The organism is Rhodanobacter sp. MP1X3, assembly GCF_014207165.1.
Taxonomy (GTDB): Bacteria; Pseudomonadota; Gammaproteobacteria; order Xanthomonadales; family Rhodanobacteraceae; genus Rhodanobacter.
The window spans coordinates 217,233-232,127 of record NZ_JACHCO010000007.1 but is presented as its reverse complement, the minus strand read 5'-3'; the positions used below and the strand labels follow the sequence as shown (position 1 = coordinate 232,127).

At 61.5% G+C, this 14,895-nt stretch carries 12 protein-coding genes; 4 read left to right on the top strand and 8 right to left on the bottom strand.

Annotation, left to right across the window (positions count from 1 at the left end; all coding sequences use genetic code 11):
• The first annotated feature begins 41 nt into the window (after positions 1-41).
• Both HDE79_RS18100 and HDE79_RS18095 read left to right on the top strand, forming a co-directional pair.
• Complete coding sequence (locus tag HDE79_RS18100; RefSeq protein WP_184604030.1) at positions 42-1,559, top strand: AlkA N-terminal domain-containing protein; 1,518 nt, start codon at positions 42-44, stop codon at positions 1,557-1,559.
• Entirely contained in the window at positions 1,556-2,077 is a 522-nt protein-coding gene (locus HDE79_RS18095; protein ID WP_184604028.1) for a methylated-DNA--[protein]-cysteine S-methyltransferase, read from the top strand. Before HDE79_RS18100 ends, HDE79_RS18095 begins: the two co-directional genes overlap by 4 nt.
• Before the next feature lie 61 nt (positions 2,078-2,138).
• Here the strand turns inward: HDE79_RS18095 and HDE79_RS18090 are convergent, their stop codons facing one another.
• The gene (locus tag HDE79_RS18090; RefSeq protein WP_184604026.1) at positions 2,139-2,657 is read right to left on the bottom strand and encodes a hypothetical protein; all 519 of its coding nucleotides are present in this window, start codon (positions 2,655-2,657) and stop codon (positions 2,139-2,141) included.
• 48 nt (positions 2,658-2,705) lie between these two features.
• On the opposite strand from HDE79_RS18090, the gene HDE79_RS18085 reads away from it, so the two are divergent.
• Complete coding sequence (locus HDE79_RS18085) at positions 2,706-3,986, top strand: ectonucleotide pyrophosphatase/phosphodiesterase (protein ID WP_184604024.1); 1,281 nt, start codon at positions 2,706-2,708, stop codon at positions 3,984-3,986.
• Positions 3,987-3,993: 7 nt separating this feature from the next.
• Positions 3,994-4,908, top strand: a complete 915-nt coding sequence (locus HDE79_RS18080) for a LysR family transcriptional regulator (RefSeq protein WP_184604011.1) — start codon at positions 3,994-3,996, stop codon at positions 4,906-4,908.
• 9 nt (positions 4,909-4,917) lie between these two features.
• On the opposite strand, the gene HDE79_RS18075 is transcribed toward HDE79_RS18080, so the two are convergent.
• From HDE79_RS18075 to HDE79_RS18045, 7 genes are all read right to left on the bottom strand, one after another.
• Positions 4,918-5,301, bottom strand: coding sequence for a VOC family protein (locus HDE79_RS18075; protein ID WP_184604009.1), 384 nt, complete (start codon positions 5,299-5,301; stop codon positions 4,918-4,920).
• Positions 5,298-6,578: an MFS transporter gene (locus HDE79_RS18070; RefSeq protein WP_184604008.1), complete on the bottom strand. Its 1,281-nt coding sequence runs from the start codon at positions 6,576-6,578 to the stop codon at positions 5,298-5,300. Before HDE79_RS18070 ends, HDE79_RS18075 begins: the two co-directional genes overlap by 4 nt.
• Positions 6,579-6,727: 149 nt before the next feature.
• Positions 6,728-7,900 carry an AAA family ATPase gene (locus HDE79_RS18065; RefSeq protein WP_184604006.1) on the bottom strand — a complete coding sequence of 391 codons (1,173 nt, stop codon included), beginning with the start codon at positions 7,898-7,900 and terminating at the stop codon, positions 6,728-6,730.
• Between the two features lie 404 nt (positions 7,901-8,304).
• Positions 8,305-11,424 (bottom strand): glycoside hydrolase domain-containing protein, encoded by a 3,120-nt coding sequence (locus HDE79_RS18060; RefSeq protein ID WP_184604003.1) that lies wholly within the window; start codon positions 11,422-11,424, stop codon positions 8,305-8,307.
• A 92-nt stretch (positions 11,425-11,516) separates the two neighbouring features.
• Positions 11,517-12,518 (bottom strand): multidrug resistance efflux transporter family protein, encoded by a 1,002-nt coding sequence (locus tag HDE79_RS18055; protein ID WP_184604001.1) that lies wholly within the window; start codon positions 12,516-12,518, stop codon positions 11,517-11,519.
• Between the two features lie 253 nt (positions 12,519-12,771).
• A complete protein-coding gene (locus HDE79_RS18050) occupies positions 12,772-14,157 on the bottom strand; it encodes a HAMP domain-containing sensor histidine kinase (protein ID WP_343205998.1) in 1,386 nt (461 codons plus the stop codon).
• Positions 14,154-14,840, bottom strand: a complete 687-nt coding sequence (locus HDE79_RS18045) for a response regulator (protein ID WP_184603999.1) — start codon at positions 14,838-14,840, stop codon at positions 14,154-14,156. The genes HDE79_RS18050 and HDE79_RS18045 overlap by 4 nt, the downstream gene beginning before the upstream one ends.
• Positions 14,841-14,895 lie beyond the last annotated feature (55 nt).

Here is a 14,895-nt window from a genome sequence, read left to right as displayed (position 1 = left end):
AACGGCGAGTCATGCGCTTGCGCCGGTGCTAGCCTGCACACATGTCCGAACACGCCACCTCCCTGCCCGACCCGCAGATCTGCGAAACCGCACGGCTCAGCCGCGATGCGCGCTTCGACGGCCTGTTCTTCACCGCTGTCAGCAGCACAGGTATTTATTGCCGATCGGTCTGCCCGGCGCCGGCGCCGAAACGCGAGAACGTGAGTTACTTCGCGAACGCAGCGGCGGCAGAGGCGGCGGGTTATCGACCCTGCCTGCGCTGCCGGCCGGAACTGGCGCCAGGCAACACCGGCTGGCAGCGCGGCGACCACGTGGTGGCACGCGCGCTGAAACTGATCGAGACCGGCGCGCTGGAAGATCAATCGCTGGAAGATCTGGCGGCACGCCTTGCCATTGGTACGCGCCAGCTGCGGCGACTGTTTGTCGAACGTGTCGGTGCGCCGCCGATCAGCGTACATACGACACGACGCCTGCTGTTTGCGAAGCAGTTGCTGACGGAAACCGCCATGCCGGTGACCGAAGTGGCGCTCGCCTCGGGCTTCAATAGCCTGCGCCGGTTCAACGCGGCGTTTTTGCAGGCCAACCGCATCGCACCGCGTGAACTGCGCCGTCACCCGCGTGCGGTGACGGGCGCAGCACTGGAACTTCGACTCGGCTATCGGCCACCGTATGATTTCGATGCACTGCTGGCGTTTCTGCGCGGTCGCGCGTTGCCGGGTGTGGAACTGGTCGATGAGCACAGCTATTCGCGTGTGTTCGGCCCCAGCGATGCACCGGGCTGGCTGCGCCTCAGTGCGTGGCCCGATGGCGAGCATGCACTGCGCCTGCAACTGCATTGTCCGCAGCCATCGCAACTGCTCGGTGTGGTCACGAAATTGCGGCGCATGTTCGATCTCGATGCGAATCCGCAGGCGATTGCCGACACGTTCCAGCATGACGCGGTGTTGGGTCCGTTGATCGCACGGCGCCCGGGTCTGCGCCTGCCCGGTGGCTGGGATGGGTTTGAAATTGCGGTACGCGCCATCCTCGGTCAGCAGATCAGCGTGGCAGCCGCTCGGACGCTGGCGACGCGCATCGTGCAGCGTTATGGCGAAGCGCTGCCGGTTGTTGCGGTGCCCGGCCTGGAGCGCTTGTTCCCCACGCCCGCTGCACTCGCCCATGCCGACCTGCGCGAGATTGGCCTGACCACGGCGCGCACCGCGACGGTTCAAGGCGTGGCGCAGGCACTGCTGGATGGCCGCGTGGATTTTCGCGCTGAGCAGTCGCTGGATACTTTTGTCGCGCGCTGGGTGGCACTGCCCGGCATCGGCGAATGGACAGCACATTACATCGCGATGCGCGCGCTGAGCGAGCCGGATGCCTTTCCTGCAGCCGATTTGATCCTGCGCCGCGAGGCAACCACCAGCGCCGTGCCGTTGACCACGAAAGCGCTGACGCAGCGCGCCGAAACATGGCGACCATGGCGCGCGTACGCCGTGATGCATCTCTGGCGCGGTGCGACGGATGCCGCGCCCATACCAAAAGAAAAACGCAGCAAGCCAACGAGGGCCAGCAAATGACCAAGCAAACCGCAACGATCTACTACGACGACATGGACAGCCCGATCGGCCAGTTGCGGCTGGTCGCGGATGACGAAGGCCTGCGCGAGATTCGTTTTGCCGAACCGCGTCATCCGCGAGCAACTCCCGCGACGTGGGTTCGCGCGAGCGCGCCATTGGCATTTGCCCGCACGCAGTTGCAGGAATATTTTGCCGGTGAACGCGTAGATTTCGATCTGCCGCTGCATCCGCTGGGCACGCCGTTCCAACTGAACGTATGGCGTGAGCTGGCGCAGATTCCCTATGGCGTCACCACCAGTTATGGCGAACTTGCCAAACGCATCAAGCACCCTACCGCGGTTCGTGCGGTGGGCGCTGCGAATGGGCGCAACCCGATACCCATCGTGGTGCCATGCCATCGCGTCATCGGCAGCAACGGTAGCCTGACTGGCTTCGGCGGCGGCCTGCCAGTCAAAAAGTTCTTGCTGGAGCTGGAAAAGAAAAGCGCCCGCGACGATCTTTTTACCGCAAGTCCGTGAACTGACAGCGTTCCAGCTCGCGCGATCACTAGTTCGTCGAACGGTCAGACCGTCACCAGGATCAGCCGCCGCTTGCCGGCTTCGATGGCGGATTGTTCGCCGGGACACCCAACCGGCCGGAGGGCGGTGGTGTGGTGTTGTAGCGATCGATGATGCTCTGCTGCCGCGCCCGATCCGTTCGCTGCTGCGCGGCGTCGGCCTGATCCATCTGCTGCTGCATCTGCGAATTGTTGTCGTACGGTCGGCGAGAGTTGTCGCGAACGGCCTGATGGTTCTGTTGCTCTACCTGTGCCTGCTGCAGCTGACCGCGCAGCTGCGCCTGTCGCATCGCCTGCTGAAACTGCGCATTGGCCGATGGTTGCACGATCACGATTCGCGGCACCGATGCCGGTGGTGCAGGCTTTGCCGGGGGCTTTGCCGGGGGCGTCGCCGCGACAGCAATGCCGATGGGCGCAACCACCAGCAGGGTCAATAGACGTCGCGAAAACACCGCCTGTTTTGGCGACGCGGGCCGGATAGTCGCAGAGGCACTCAGTGCACACTCAACCGATGCCGCCGGGATCTGAGATGTATTCGTCATGGCTCTGCGCGATCATGGGGACAGTGAAAGCATATTGAGAGCCTCTGCATGAAAATCCTGTTGCGCCCTTTGTTAGTTCTGCTGGTGGCATTCAGCACCGGTTGCGTCACGCGGCCACACCCATCGTCAACACCCCACTCGCCAGTCAGCCAGCCTGCTCCGCTACTGCTGATTTCGATCGACGCGTACCGCGCCGACTACATTACGCGCGGCTTGAGCCCCACGCTCGCAATGCTGGCGCAGGACGGCGTACAGGCGGACTCCATGCAGCCGTCGTTTCCGTCGCTGACGTTTCCCAACCACTACACCATCGTCACCGGCCTGCGCCCCGATCACCACGGCATCGTCGACAACACGATGACCGATCCACAGCTGGGCAAGTTTTCGTTGAAGAATCGCAAGGCGGTGAGCGACGGTCGCTGGTGGGACGAGGGCACGCCGATCTGGGAAACCGCCGATGCCCACGGCCTGCGCACTGCCACCATGTTCTGGCCCGGCGCGGAAGCGGACATCCACGGCCAACATCCGGATGACTGGAAGCCGTTCGATGGCGCCGTGACGGCGGATGCCCGGGTGGACCAGGTACTGGCCTGGCTCAATGTACCGGCGGCACAGCGGCCGACCTTTCTCACCCTGTATTTCGATGCAGTGGATCACGCCGGTCACGAATACGGCCCGGACTCGCCGCAGGTCAACGACGCGCTGCGCCATACCGACGACGCGATGGCGCGATTGGTGCGCGGACTGAAACAGGATGGCCTGTTCGATCAAATGAACATCATCGTGCTCGCCGATCACGGCATGGCCAGTGTGCCGTTGGCGAACAGCGTGATGATCGACAAGCTGATACCGCTCGACAAGGTACAGACGGTGGGCTTGGGCGTTCTTGCCGGCTTCAATCCGAAATCGGGTACCACGAACGCCGACAGCGATTTCGCATCGATCGAACGGACGATGGAACAGCCCCAGCAGCACATGCACTGCTGGGACAAGACCCGTGTGCCAAAACGCCTTGCGTACGGCAGCAACCCGCGCGTGCCGCAACTGCTGTGCCTGGCCGATGTCGGCTGGCGCATTACCACCGCGGATTACGCCGCCAGCCATGTAGGCCATATCAGTGTCGGTGAACACGGTTACGACAATGCCGACCCGCTGATGCAGGCACTGTTTATCGCGCATGGCCCGGACTTTCGCGACGGCGCGAAGGTACCCGCGTTCCCGAATGTAGACGTCTATCCGCTGATGACGCATCTGCTGCAGATCCCCGCCGCGCCGAACGATGGCAATTACGATGCGATGAAGAGCATGCTGAAGCCGGACGCTCGTTGAAACTCGCATGAGCATCGAGCTGCGTCATCTGCGCTATTTTCTCGCTGTGGCCGACGAGTTGCACTTTGGCCGCGCAGCGGAGCGGCTTGGCATGTCGCAGCCGCCGCTCAGTCAGCAGATACGTCAGCTCGAGGCACTGGTCAGCGCGCGCCTGTTCACCCGCACCAACCGCCGGGTAACGCTGACCGATGCCGGCAAGCTTTTTCTGGTCGAGGCGCAGGACATCCTTACGCGCGTCGATCACGCGATCGATCTGGCACAGCGGGCACAGCGCGGTGAAGTCGGTGAGCTACGCATCGGTTTTACCCGCTCCACACCGCTGTCCGGGCATATTCCGCGCGCGATCTTTGCGTTCCGCGAGGCGACCCCGTCCGTGCAACTGCAGCTGCAGGAAATGAATTCGCTGCAGCAGATCGACGCCCTGCTCGACCGACGGCTGCAGATGGGCATCGTGCGCGGCAATGTGCTGCCCGACACATTGGTATCGAAACGGCTGTTTCGCGATCCGCTGGTCGCCGTGCTGCGCGAGGATCATCCGGTGATGGCGAAACTCGGTAAAAGTCGCCGCCTGCGCACCGAATGGCTGGCACAGGAATCGTTTGTGCTGTTTGGCCGATCGGCCGGCGCCGGCATCCACGATCATGTGATCACGCTATGCCGCAATGCCGGTTTTACACCACGCGTCGTGCAGGATGCCCATGAAGCCTCCACCATCGTCGGACTGGTCGCCGCTGGACTCGGCGTGTCGATACTGCCGGCGTCATGCGAACACATTGGCGTTGTCGGCGTGGCCTACGTACCACTGACCGATCCGGCAGCGATGTCGGAGATCCACGTGGTGCATCGGCGCGACGAGCGCTCGCCCTTGGTCGCCAAGTTTGTGCGGTTGCTGCTCACGCGCATGCGCGATGCCGGAACTTGACGAGCATGCTTAGTCCAGATAATTGCTGACCTCGATCAGATTGCGATCGGGATCGTGAAAATACACCGACAGAATCGGCCCATGCGCACCGGTGCGCTTCACCGGACCCTCCAGCACCGCAACACCGCAGCTTTCCAAGTGAGTGATCACCTCGGATACCGGCACGCGGGTGATAAAGCACACGTCGATCGCACCGGGTGTCGGTCGTTCGGCCTTTGGCTCAAACTCATGTTTGTACTGATGCAGGTTGAGCTTCTGCACGCCGAATACGAGTGCCTTGCGACCCTCACCAAAGGTGACCGTTTGCATGCCGAGCACGCGTTCGTAGAAGACACAGGTCGCGTCGATATCGGCAACGGTAAGCACAAGATGATCGAGTGCTTCGATTTTCATGGCATGGCTCCTTTCGTCATGGGGGTTGGTGGTGTCGCGACGTTGACCAATGGCGGCAATTGATAGAGTTTCCAGGCGATCAGCAGACCGATCACTACCAACACGCCGACAAACGCCGCCACGCCGTTCCAACCACCGGCGGCGTAGAACAGGCCACCGCTGGCTCCGGCGATGCTCGAGCCCATGTAATAACCGAACAGGTACATCGACGATGCCTGCGCCTTGGCGTTACCGGCGCGACGGCCGACCCAGCTACTGACGATCGAATGACCGCCGAAGAAACCGAAGGTGATCGCCACGATGCCCAGCATGATCAGCCACAGTGACGACAGCATCGTCAGGCCGACGCCCGCCAGCATCATCGCGAACGCCGTCCATAACACCTTGCGACGACCCAGCCTGCCGGCGAGGCTGCCCATCCATGCCGAACTGAAGGTTCCGATCAGGTAGATGCCGAAGATCAGCCCGACCACGGTCTGGCTGAGGTTGAACGGTGGCGCCAGCAGGCGATAGCCGAGGTAGTTGTAAACGGTGACGAAAGCACCGAGCAGCAGAAAGCCTTCGAGGAAAAGCCATGGCAGACCGGGATCACGAAACATCCGGGTAAAGCGTTCGAACAGGGCACGTGCGTGCAGCGGCTGTGGAATGAAATGACGCGTCGGCGGCAACGCACGCCAGAAAACAAGACCACAAACCAGACCGATGATGCCGACCACACTGACGCCGATATGCCAGCCAAAGTAATCGGACAACACCCCGGTAATCAGCCGCCCGCTCATGCCGCCGACCGCGCTGCCGCTGATATACAGACCCATGCCAAGACCGATCGATTCCGGATGCATCTCCTCGCTGAGATATGTCATGGCCACGGCGGGCAATCCGCTGAGAGTGATCCCAAGCAAGGTGCGAACGACCAGCAAAGCCGTCCAGCTCGGCATCCAGGCGGAAATCAGCACCAGCACCGCCGACACCAGCAGCGACACCACCATCACCGACTTGCGACCAACAGCGTCGGACACCGCACCGGCAAACAACATCATGACCGCCAGCACGCCGGTAGTCAGCGACAACGACAGCGCGCTGGTCGCCGCGCTGACGTGATAGTCGTGGGTGAACTCCGGCATCAGCGGCTGCACGCAGTAAAGCAGTCCGAACGTGGCGAAACCCGCTGCAAACAGCGCCAGGTTGGTGCGCCGGAATGCCGGCGTGCCATGGCGAATCCAGTCGGGCTCGATCGCCAATGCTATCTCGGCCTGAATGTTCTGCAGGCGTCCCATCTTGCTGCTCCCATCCGATGGCAACATGCCACCACGCAACAAGATTAATCCATCGCATCGAGACGATCGATCATGCAAAACATCCGCTTTGATATTTTTAGCCTATCAATTGATGCAATGGGCAAAGCCGGCAAAGCGCCGACCTCATCTCATCGCTCAGGCCAGTACCACGCGGGCTCATCGAGCTGACCCTGACCAATGATGCGGGTCTGACTGAGGTCTTTTTCAAGGGCAACCGTATTGCAGTCAGACACGTTTTCAAGCGCAGCGATAAGGCGAGGCGCGTGCGATACCACCCAAATTTGGCTGCGCTTCGACGCCTTCTCGATCAGCCGCGCCAGCGCTGGCAGCAGATCAGGATGGAGGCTGGTTTCAGGCTCGTTCAACACCATCAGCGGCGGCGGCCGTGGAGTGTGCAAGGCCGCAATCCAAAGAAGGTAGCGCAGCGTGCCATCGGACAGCTCGGCCGAGGACAGCGGCCGCAGCAGACCATGCTGGCGAAACATCAGGCCGAAGCGGTCGTCGCTATTAGTCACGCTGACCGAGGCACCGGGAAAGGCATCCTCGACCGCTTCATCGAGCGCCTGGACATCGCCAATTTCGCGAATGGTCTGCCATGCGGCGGCAAGATCGCGGCCGTCATGACTCAGCACCGGAGTGCGTGTGCCAAGTTGTGACCATCGCGCAGGAGCGTCCATGTCGGAACGGAAATGATCGTAAAAACGCCAGCCGCGTATCGATTCGCGCAGCGCCATAACCTCCGGCGCACGCTCGGGGTCGGCGATCTGGGTAAACATACTTTCGAATGCACTCAGATGCTCCGCGACGACACGCCAGCTGCGTCCGTCGCGCACGCGCACGCGCACCATCGGCCCACGCCGATCCACCAGCAAGTTCGACGACCGCAGAAACGGACCCGCCCAGATCGCCTCGCGCTTGATCTCGGGGTCAAGCGAGAACGCAGATGCCGGAGGCGGAGGTGGCGGCATTCCGAGATCAATTGCATAACCGAAGTCTTCGCCCGCAAAACCCAACTTGAGTGCAACCGGCTCCGTGCGCCGAGTGCCCTGAATCGGTATCTCACCCGTCTGCATGCGGCGCGTAATTTTTTCCGGGCCCGCCCACAGCGTCGAGGAAAGGCCGCCCTCGCGTGCGAGCGCATTCACTACGCCGCCATTGGCGGTCTCCGCCAGCAAGCGTAAAGCACGATAAAGGTTTGACTTGCCACTTCCGTTGGCGCCGGTAACCAGGTTCAGCCGTCCGAGCGGCAGCGTCAGCGATCGCAGCGATCGATAGTTGGCAATCGCCAGCGTACTGAGCATGGATGGAAATCCTTCCGTGGGTCGACCCAGATGTTTTAGCATCTTGGCGGCTTAAACGCAGCAGAGATCACCAACGGTCGATAGCCGCTGCGATGCCCAACAGCGTTTCTTCGAAAACCTTCAGTCTTCGCGTTTCGCCAAGCATCAATCAGCTGATGCAAGCGAACGTTGGGTTTATGGCTCGCATCAGCGAGCCACCCTACGGGCCATTCGCTGCGCGAATGTTCGTTTCGGCACCCGCCTCACGGTCGCAGGCTCAACCCAACCTACCAATCACGAGCACCCTGCCGATGTTTGATGTAAGAATGCGCCGTTTGTAGTTTCGTAGGTTGGGGAGAGCGTAGCGATGCCCAACAGCACGTCGCCAAGACTCTCCATTTTCGCGGCGACTCCGCTTCAATGAGCTAATCCAGTATCAACAACCAGCCCTTGCCCGGCTCGACGGGAATCGCATCGCCAGGCTTGAACTGTGCAGCTGGCTGAAAGCCGTCGACCGCAGGTGCAACCAGCTTGCCGTCGCGCGGTTTCAGTCCCAACGCCATCCAGTCGATCAGCAGCTTCACGTCGGTCTTCTGCGGCGCCCATGAAGCAATCGCGATCAGCGTTTTGCCGTCGCGTACGTAGCTCGTGGCGAGCACATCGTCCCGCATGGTTTTCACTGGTGCATCGTGGACCCACCAGCCGATCATCTGCGCCTGTTCGATGCCGAAGCTGTCCCACAACTTCCATAGCGGCCGCGGGTTGCTGCCTGCCGACCATCCGAGTCGGCTGGTCATGCCGAACAGCATGCCGCGCCAGGGGTTCCCGTCGTTCTGCAGCATCTCGCCCATCAGGCCATACGGGATGCCGGAAATTTCGGTGAGCCAGTAACTGGGCGAGGTTTTCTCGTAATCGAATTCCTCGCCGAACCACAGCCGATCGATATACGGGAACAGTTCCATGTAGAGCAGCGCGCTGTTGATGTAGCCGTCGCGTGCGTCGAACTGGCTGGCCGAATGCAGATCGATCAGCGGATGTGGCCGATGCGCTTCGAGTACCTTGCGCACGCGCTTCATGGTGACGCGGTCATACGCCACGTCGTCAAGGTAGAGGCCATCGATGCCGACGTTGCGCGCCAGCCAGTCCAACCCTTCGATGTAGTAATTGTTCCAGCGACTCTGGCCGGAATCGATTACCGCCGCGTCGCGATTTTCCGGCACATGCCAGGCGGCGATGTAGTCGCCATCGAGATGCTCCTGCAGCCAGGAGAAGCCGCCGCCCTTGCCACCACTGATGATCTCGTGCCCCAGCGATTCCAGCATCGGCAGTTCGGGCGCACGATCGGACAACTCGCGGACGGTGTCGTAGATCTTCACTTCCATGCCGCGTTGGTGCGCCGCATTGATGTATGCACGCATCGCCTCCGGATCGAGGAACGGATAATTGATCCAAGGATTGATCGGGGTGGCGTGATGGATATTCACTACGTTCGCACCATCGGCCTTGATCATGTCGAGGTCGTCGTACTTGTGGAAGTAGCGCTCGGCGAAATGCTCGGCCGGGTTGATCAGCTTGAACGGCGTGACGCGCATGACGATGTTGAAGTGCAGCGTCTGGCCGGCGCTCAGCGTGCGGGGGCCGCTGTAGGCGGAGACGAGATAATCCTCTTGCTCCCGAGCCAATTGGATGCCGCCCTGCCCGCCGTTATCCCAAGACACCGGCATCCGCAGCGGTTGCTGGTGATAGAAGTTGGTGTTGAGGGGGCGCAAGTAGTTTTCATCGCGCAGATGGAATTCCAGTCCGGCATTGACCGAACCGATCCAAGCACCGTCTTGGTTGTTCTCGACATTCCACTTCCATTGGAATTCTTTGGGCGCTTCACTGCCCTGCCGACCAAGCCCGAGTTCGTACTGCGCCACTTGATGGCGCAGAACCATGTCCAGACGGATATCGTCGATTGGCATTACTTTGGTTGTCGTCAGGGCGATGTCGTAGCTCAACGTGCCGTCCGCTTCCAGCGAGCCATGCAACTCGGACTGCAATGCGCCCAGATTTCGAGAGACCGTCCAATGCACCTTGCCAGGTCCGTCGCGCACCACTGTGGGAGGTGACTTCGACGCAGCTTCGATGAGGACGTCTGGTTGCGAGAGCTGCTCCATCGCTGCAGCAATGGCCTTAGGCTCCATCTTGACTGAGGTTGCTTTGCGCATGCCCTCCGCATCCTGCGGAGAAAGGTCATGCATTCCCGCTCCGTCTTTTAAAGTCAAGGTGATCGGTGCCACGAACATGGTTGTTGGCTTATCAGAAAAGCCCGTCATGCGTTCACTGAAATAGCTCGTAATCTGCGCGGGCAGACCACTATCGGCGAGTCGAATCTCACGACCAAGAATGCCGAGCTGACCACCATTGACGGTGATGGCAGTAAACGGCCTGACCAGCCCGTCATCCTGCGCGATCCGCGAATTAAGCCAACGCAGGCGCGTGAGCTTCGAGGGATCGTTATCGCCATGCGCGACTGCGTTGCCTGACGCCACGGTAATCACCAGCGGCACTTTCTGCGACGGCACGCCATCGGCACCAATGGTCAACTCACCACGATACGTGCCCGGTTTCGCGTCGGCAGGAATATCCAGACCCATCCATAAGGGCTGTACGCGGCCCTGCGCTACATCGACGCGAGTGGTGAACGGCTGACCGGCGTAGTCGATGCCGCCGAGGTTGAAACAGGTCAGCGCGCTGGCTGGGATGATCGCGCCATCCGGTCCGTGCAGATCGACCACGCCGACTTTCACATCGCTCACCGCAACATGCGGTGCCCACAACCCGATCTGAAAACTCAGATATTCGCCGCGCGGCGCGCTGTCGTTCAACGCGCCGCCGGTACCGCGAATCGCCCAGCGCTCGGGGATCTGATCGAACATGCGCACCGGATGCTCGCGTGTCTCGGGAAACAGCAGCAAGGACGATCCGGTATTGGCTGCCAGCAGATGCTGCAGCTCCTGCGGCGTGGCGGTGCGTTCCATGTCGGTATAGGCATCAAAATCGTCGACCGCTTCGTAGCGCAGCACTTGCGCCTGCGGCAGACGTTTCCAAGCCACCGGATCGGAGCCCATTGTTTTTATCCACTCGGGACTGGCGGTGTCTTTCGGCGCCGCATAGCTCACCGTCGGATAATTGCTGCGCCCATTGCTCAGATAGGGCTGGTAATAGATCGCGTAAATGCCTGCCTGCTTCGCTGCGAACACCAGCTCGCCAGAGGCCTGCTCGATCGCGCCGCGCAGCACGTTACTGACCACACTTCCGTCCGGTGCCGTAACGATCACCGCGACCTGTTCCGGATGGAGATCGCGCCGACGCCATGGAATGATTACATGCACCGCATCGGCCGGTTTGGCCACCTGCACCAGATACCGATGATTACCGACTTTCGATGCATCCCATCGTAGGGTCGACATGGATGCAGGTATCTGTGCCTCGCAAGCCATCGTCGCCATCAAGCCCAGCAATGCACCCAGCACCAGCCACGTATTACGCCGCTTACTCATCGTGTTTCCAGCTACCTACCGTTAGAAGCCGACAGGTGTAGCGCGTGCCTTTTGATCGCGCAAGCCAACGGATGCCCTATTGTCCGCGAAGATCAGGCGCCGCGATCACTACGCAAGGCGCTCACTGCCTCATCGTTGCCCGCCGAGTCACGGCCACTGAACCAGCTGAACAGGCCGATGCCGACGACGATGCCCAGCGCGCCGAAAGCGGCATATCCGTGCGGCCACGCCTCACCGAGAAACAGTACGCCAAGCAAGGTGGCGAACAGCAGCTCGGCTGCCTGCATCGCCTCCACCGCGGCCAGTGCGGTGGGTTCGCTGCGCACCATGTCGGTGGCGCGGAAAAACAACACGGTAGCGATGGTGCCCGACGACAGCGCCACGCCGGCAGCGAGCAGCATCTCGCGCAGGTTTGGCGGGCCAATGGTGAACCACGCGATCACTGCGAACAGCAGCCACAGCGGCCAGCTGCACAGCGTCATGCCGAATACTCGCTGCACGGCTGAGATATGGCTGGCGCCCTGCTTCGGACTGGTCTGCTCAAGATGCAGCAACAGACCGCGGTTACCCAGCGGATACGCGAATGCCGCCAGCGCTACCGCGGCGATCGCCAGCCAGTCGCTCGCTGACAGACGACCCTGCGCGTGCCCCCACTGCAAGGTGAACACGCCGGCGACGATCAACACGCCGATCGCCAGGCTGCGCCACGCCAGCCGGCGGCGTTCATCGCGATAAAGCAGCGGTGCCAGTAGTGGACCGGCCAGCACGGTGATCTGGAAACTGCCGGCGATCAGCCACGACGGTCCGCTGCTGGCCGCCCACGTCAGCGGAATACCAAACAATACGAATCCCACACTGCTCCATAGCAGCCACGGACGTGGATAACGGCGCAGCTCCTGTGGCAGCGCGCCCAGGCCACCCTGCCGCGGCAGCACCACCGCCAGCAGCGGCAGCGTAAACAGATAGCGCAAGATCACCGCCCACTGCCAATGGCCACCGCCTGCGACAAGGCTGCGATTGAGCACGTAAGTCAACGTGAAAAACAGCGCCGAACAAAGCGCCAGACCAACAGCAGTAAGCGAGGACGAGCGCATGGAAATACCGCAAGGGATTCAACAAGCAGTTTGCCATAGCGAAGTGGTCGCGATGCAAGTCCGGCCATTGAGCAGGTGAAGCCAACCACATGGCTGCTGTCTTGCGCGGGTCACTATGTGGCTACACCGGGTTTCCTTTATATGGCCGTCTATACGAAAACAGGCTGACAAGGCCATCCACAAAACCTGTTCCGCGATCCCATTGCCGTTAACCACGGCGGGACAAATGGCTGGAGACATCCAGCCCGCGCGATCAGCTCGTCGCTAAAGCCGTGATTGGCAAACGCAGCGTGACCTGCAAACCACCGCCTGCCGCATTCTCAGCATAAATCTCGCCACCATGCACCTGTACCACGCGCTGTACGATGGCCAGACCTACGCCATGGCCATCCGCACGTACCGCATTGCTACCGCGGTAGAACGGCCGGAACAGATACGTCAGTTCAGCCTCCGGCACGCCGGGGCCATGATCGCGGATAGACAGCTCGGCACTGCCCTGCACCTCTTGCACGCGCAGCTCCACCGCACCACCGATCGGACTGAACTTGATCGCATTGGCAATCAAATTGCCGACAGCGCGTTCGAGCAGCAGCGGACTGCCGGTAATGAACACTGGCGTGTTGGAGGTTATCCGCAATGACACCTTGCGCACGCCAGCCTCCAGCTCGGCCTGAGTCACGCACTCGCGTATCAACTCGTCGAGTTCGAGGCTCTCGCGGTTCATGCCGGGAATGCCGCCTTCGAGTCGCGACAGCGCCAGCATTTCGCCAGTCATCTGGTCGAGTCGATCGATCTCCTGTTCGGCCTGCAGAAAATACGGCTCGGCTTCGACAGGATTTTTGCTGCGTTGGGCCAGGTTGAGGATCAGATGCAGCCTCGCCAGTGGCGAACGCAGCTCGTGCGAGAGATCCTGCAGCACGCCGCGATCATGCGCGACCAACGCTTCGATACGTTCGGCCATGGCGTCGAAGTCGTAGGCAAGCTGGGCGAGCTCGTCGTATTTTTTGCCGCGTCGACGACCCACCCGCGTCGAGAGTTCGCCGGCAGCCATGCGCCGGGTCGCATCACGCAAGGCCTCGACCGGTCGCGCCACGCTGCGTGCAACCCACCAGCTCAGCAAACCGATAAGCAGCAGCAGCAAGGTCAGTTGCACGCCCCACAAAATGAGCTGCCGTGTCTGTGGCGCAATCCGGGCGTGCGTGCGACTCAATGCCACCAACTGGCGCGGATGACCGTCGTCGCCAGTGACCTGCTGCACGGCCACGTACAGACCAGGCAAGGGCTGCAATACCACGTCCTTGTCTGCATCGAGCCAGCTCGACAGCGATCGCTCCATGGCCGGATGCAGGCGCATCGGCGACAGCGGCTGACCTTTTTCGTAAAGCGTGGCTTGGAAGATGCCTTCATGCCGCTGCTGCATCGACCAGTCGGCCAGGGCATTCGCGCCGCCACTTTCATAGGCCACGTCAGCACCCTGTGCGAGGGCTACCCAGTCGATTTCCTTCGCCGTGGTGTAGTCGATAAAACCGCGCGTCAGCAGCCCACCGACAAACAGCACCAGCAAATTACCGACGCAGAACAACACCAGCAGCCGCCGATAAAGCGAGCCCCTGAAAAGCGAGCCGCTGAACAGACTCACGGTGTACCCACCACGAGCACGTAGCCTGCCCCGCGCACGGAGTCGATGCGTGGCGCTTGCGCCGAGGCTTCGGCCAGCTTGTGCCGCAAACGGCTCACATGCACGTCGACGCTACGATCGAAACGCTCCAGTTCGCGGCCGAGCGCAAAGCGCGTCAGCACCGCCTTTTCGACCAGCTCGCCCGCGCGCTGTGCCAGCGCTTGCAGCAGCATGTATTCCGCGCCGGTAAGCGAGAGTTCGTTGTCGTCGGCAAACGCGCGACGTTCGCCCGGCAGCAGGCGCAACACGCCAACCTGCAGCGTGCCCGCGATGGCCGGCGTATTGCGCCGCAGTTGCGCGCGCACGCGTGCCAGCAGCTCGCGCGGCAGACACGGTTTGGACAGGTAGTCGTCAGCACCCAATTCCAATCCAACGATGCGATCCACCGGCTCGCCGCGCGCGGACAGCATGATCACCGGCAGCCGGTATTGCAGACGCAGTTCGCGCAAGGTATCCAGGCCATCGCGGCCCGGCATCATCACGTCGAGTATCAGCAGATCGGGGCGCAGCGATTGATTGTGCAATTGCGCCAGCGCGGTAGCGCCGTCGTGCGCGACATCCACGTCAAAACCTTCGCGCTGCAGGTAGTCGGCCAGCAGGCTGCACAGGGCGCGGTCGTCATCAACAATCAGGATTCGGGACATGATGCTCGGAATGTTTATGCCAGTGGATTCGTGCGACAGCTAAGCCTTGCAGCGG

What these genes read in the sequence shown, in the direction of transcription:
- HDE79_RS18100 (WP_184604030.1), top strand. Translation starts at nt 42, where the DNA reads ATGTCCGAACACGCCACCTCCCTGCCCGACCCGCAGATCTGCGAAACC.
- HDE79_RS18095 (WP_184604028.1), top strand. Translation starts at nt 1,556, where the DNA reads ATGACCAAGCAAACCGCAACGATCTACTACGACGACATGGACAGCCCG.
- HDE79_RS18090 (WP_184604026.1), bottom strand. Translation starts at nt 2,657, where the DNA reads ATGACGAATACATCTCAGATCCCGGCGGCATCGGTTGAGTGTGCACTG.
- HDE79_RS18085 (WP_184604024.1), top strand. Translation starts at nt 2,706, where the DNA reads ATGAAAATCCTGTTGCGCCCTTTGTTAGTTCTGCTGGTGGCATTCAGC.
- HDE79_RS18080 (WP_184604011.1), top strand. Translation starts at nt 3,994, where the DNA reads ATGAGCATCGAGCTGCGTCATCTGCGCTATTTTCTCGCTGTGGCCGAC.
- HDE79_RS18075 (WP_184604009.1), bottom strand. Translation starts at nt 5,301, where the DNA reads ATGAAAATCGAAGCACTCGATCATCTTGTGCTTACCGTTGCCGATATC.
- HDE79_RS18070 (WP_184604008.1), bottom strand. Translation starts at nt 6,578, where the DNA reads ATGGGACGCCTGCAGAACATTCAGGCCGAGATAGCATTGGCGATCGAG.
- HDE79_RS18065 (WP_184604006.1), bottom strand. Translation starts at nt 7,900, where the DNA reads ATGCTCAGTACGCTGGCGATTGCCAACTATCGATCGCTGCGATCGCTG.
- HDE79_RS18060 (WP_184604003.1), bottom strand. Translation starts at nt 11,424, where the DNA reads ATGAGTAAGCGGCGTAATACGTGGCTGGTGCTGGGTGCATTGCTGGGC.
- HDE79_RS18055 (WP_184604001.1), bottom strand. Translation starts at nt 12,518, where the DNA reads ATGCGCTCGTCCTCGCTTACTGCTGTTGGTCTGGCGCTTTGTTCGGCG.
- HDE79_RS18045 (WP_184603999.1), bottom strand. Translation starts at nt 14,840, where the DNA reads ATGTCCCGAATCCTGATTGTTGATGACGACCGCGCCCTGTGCAGCCTG.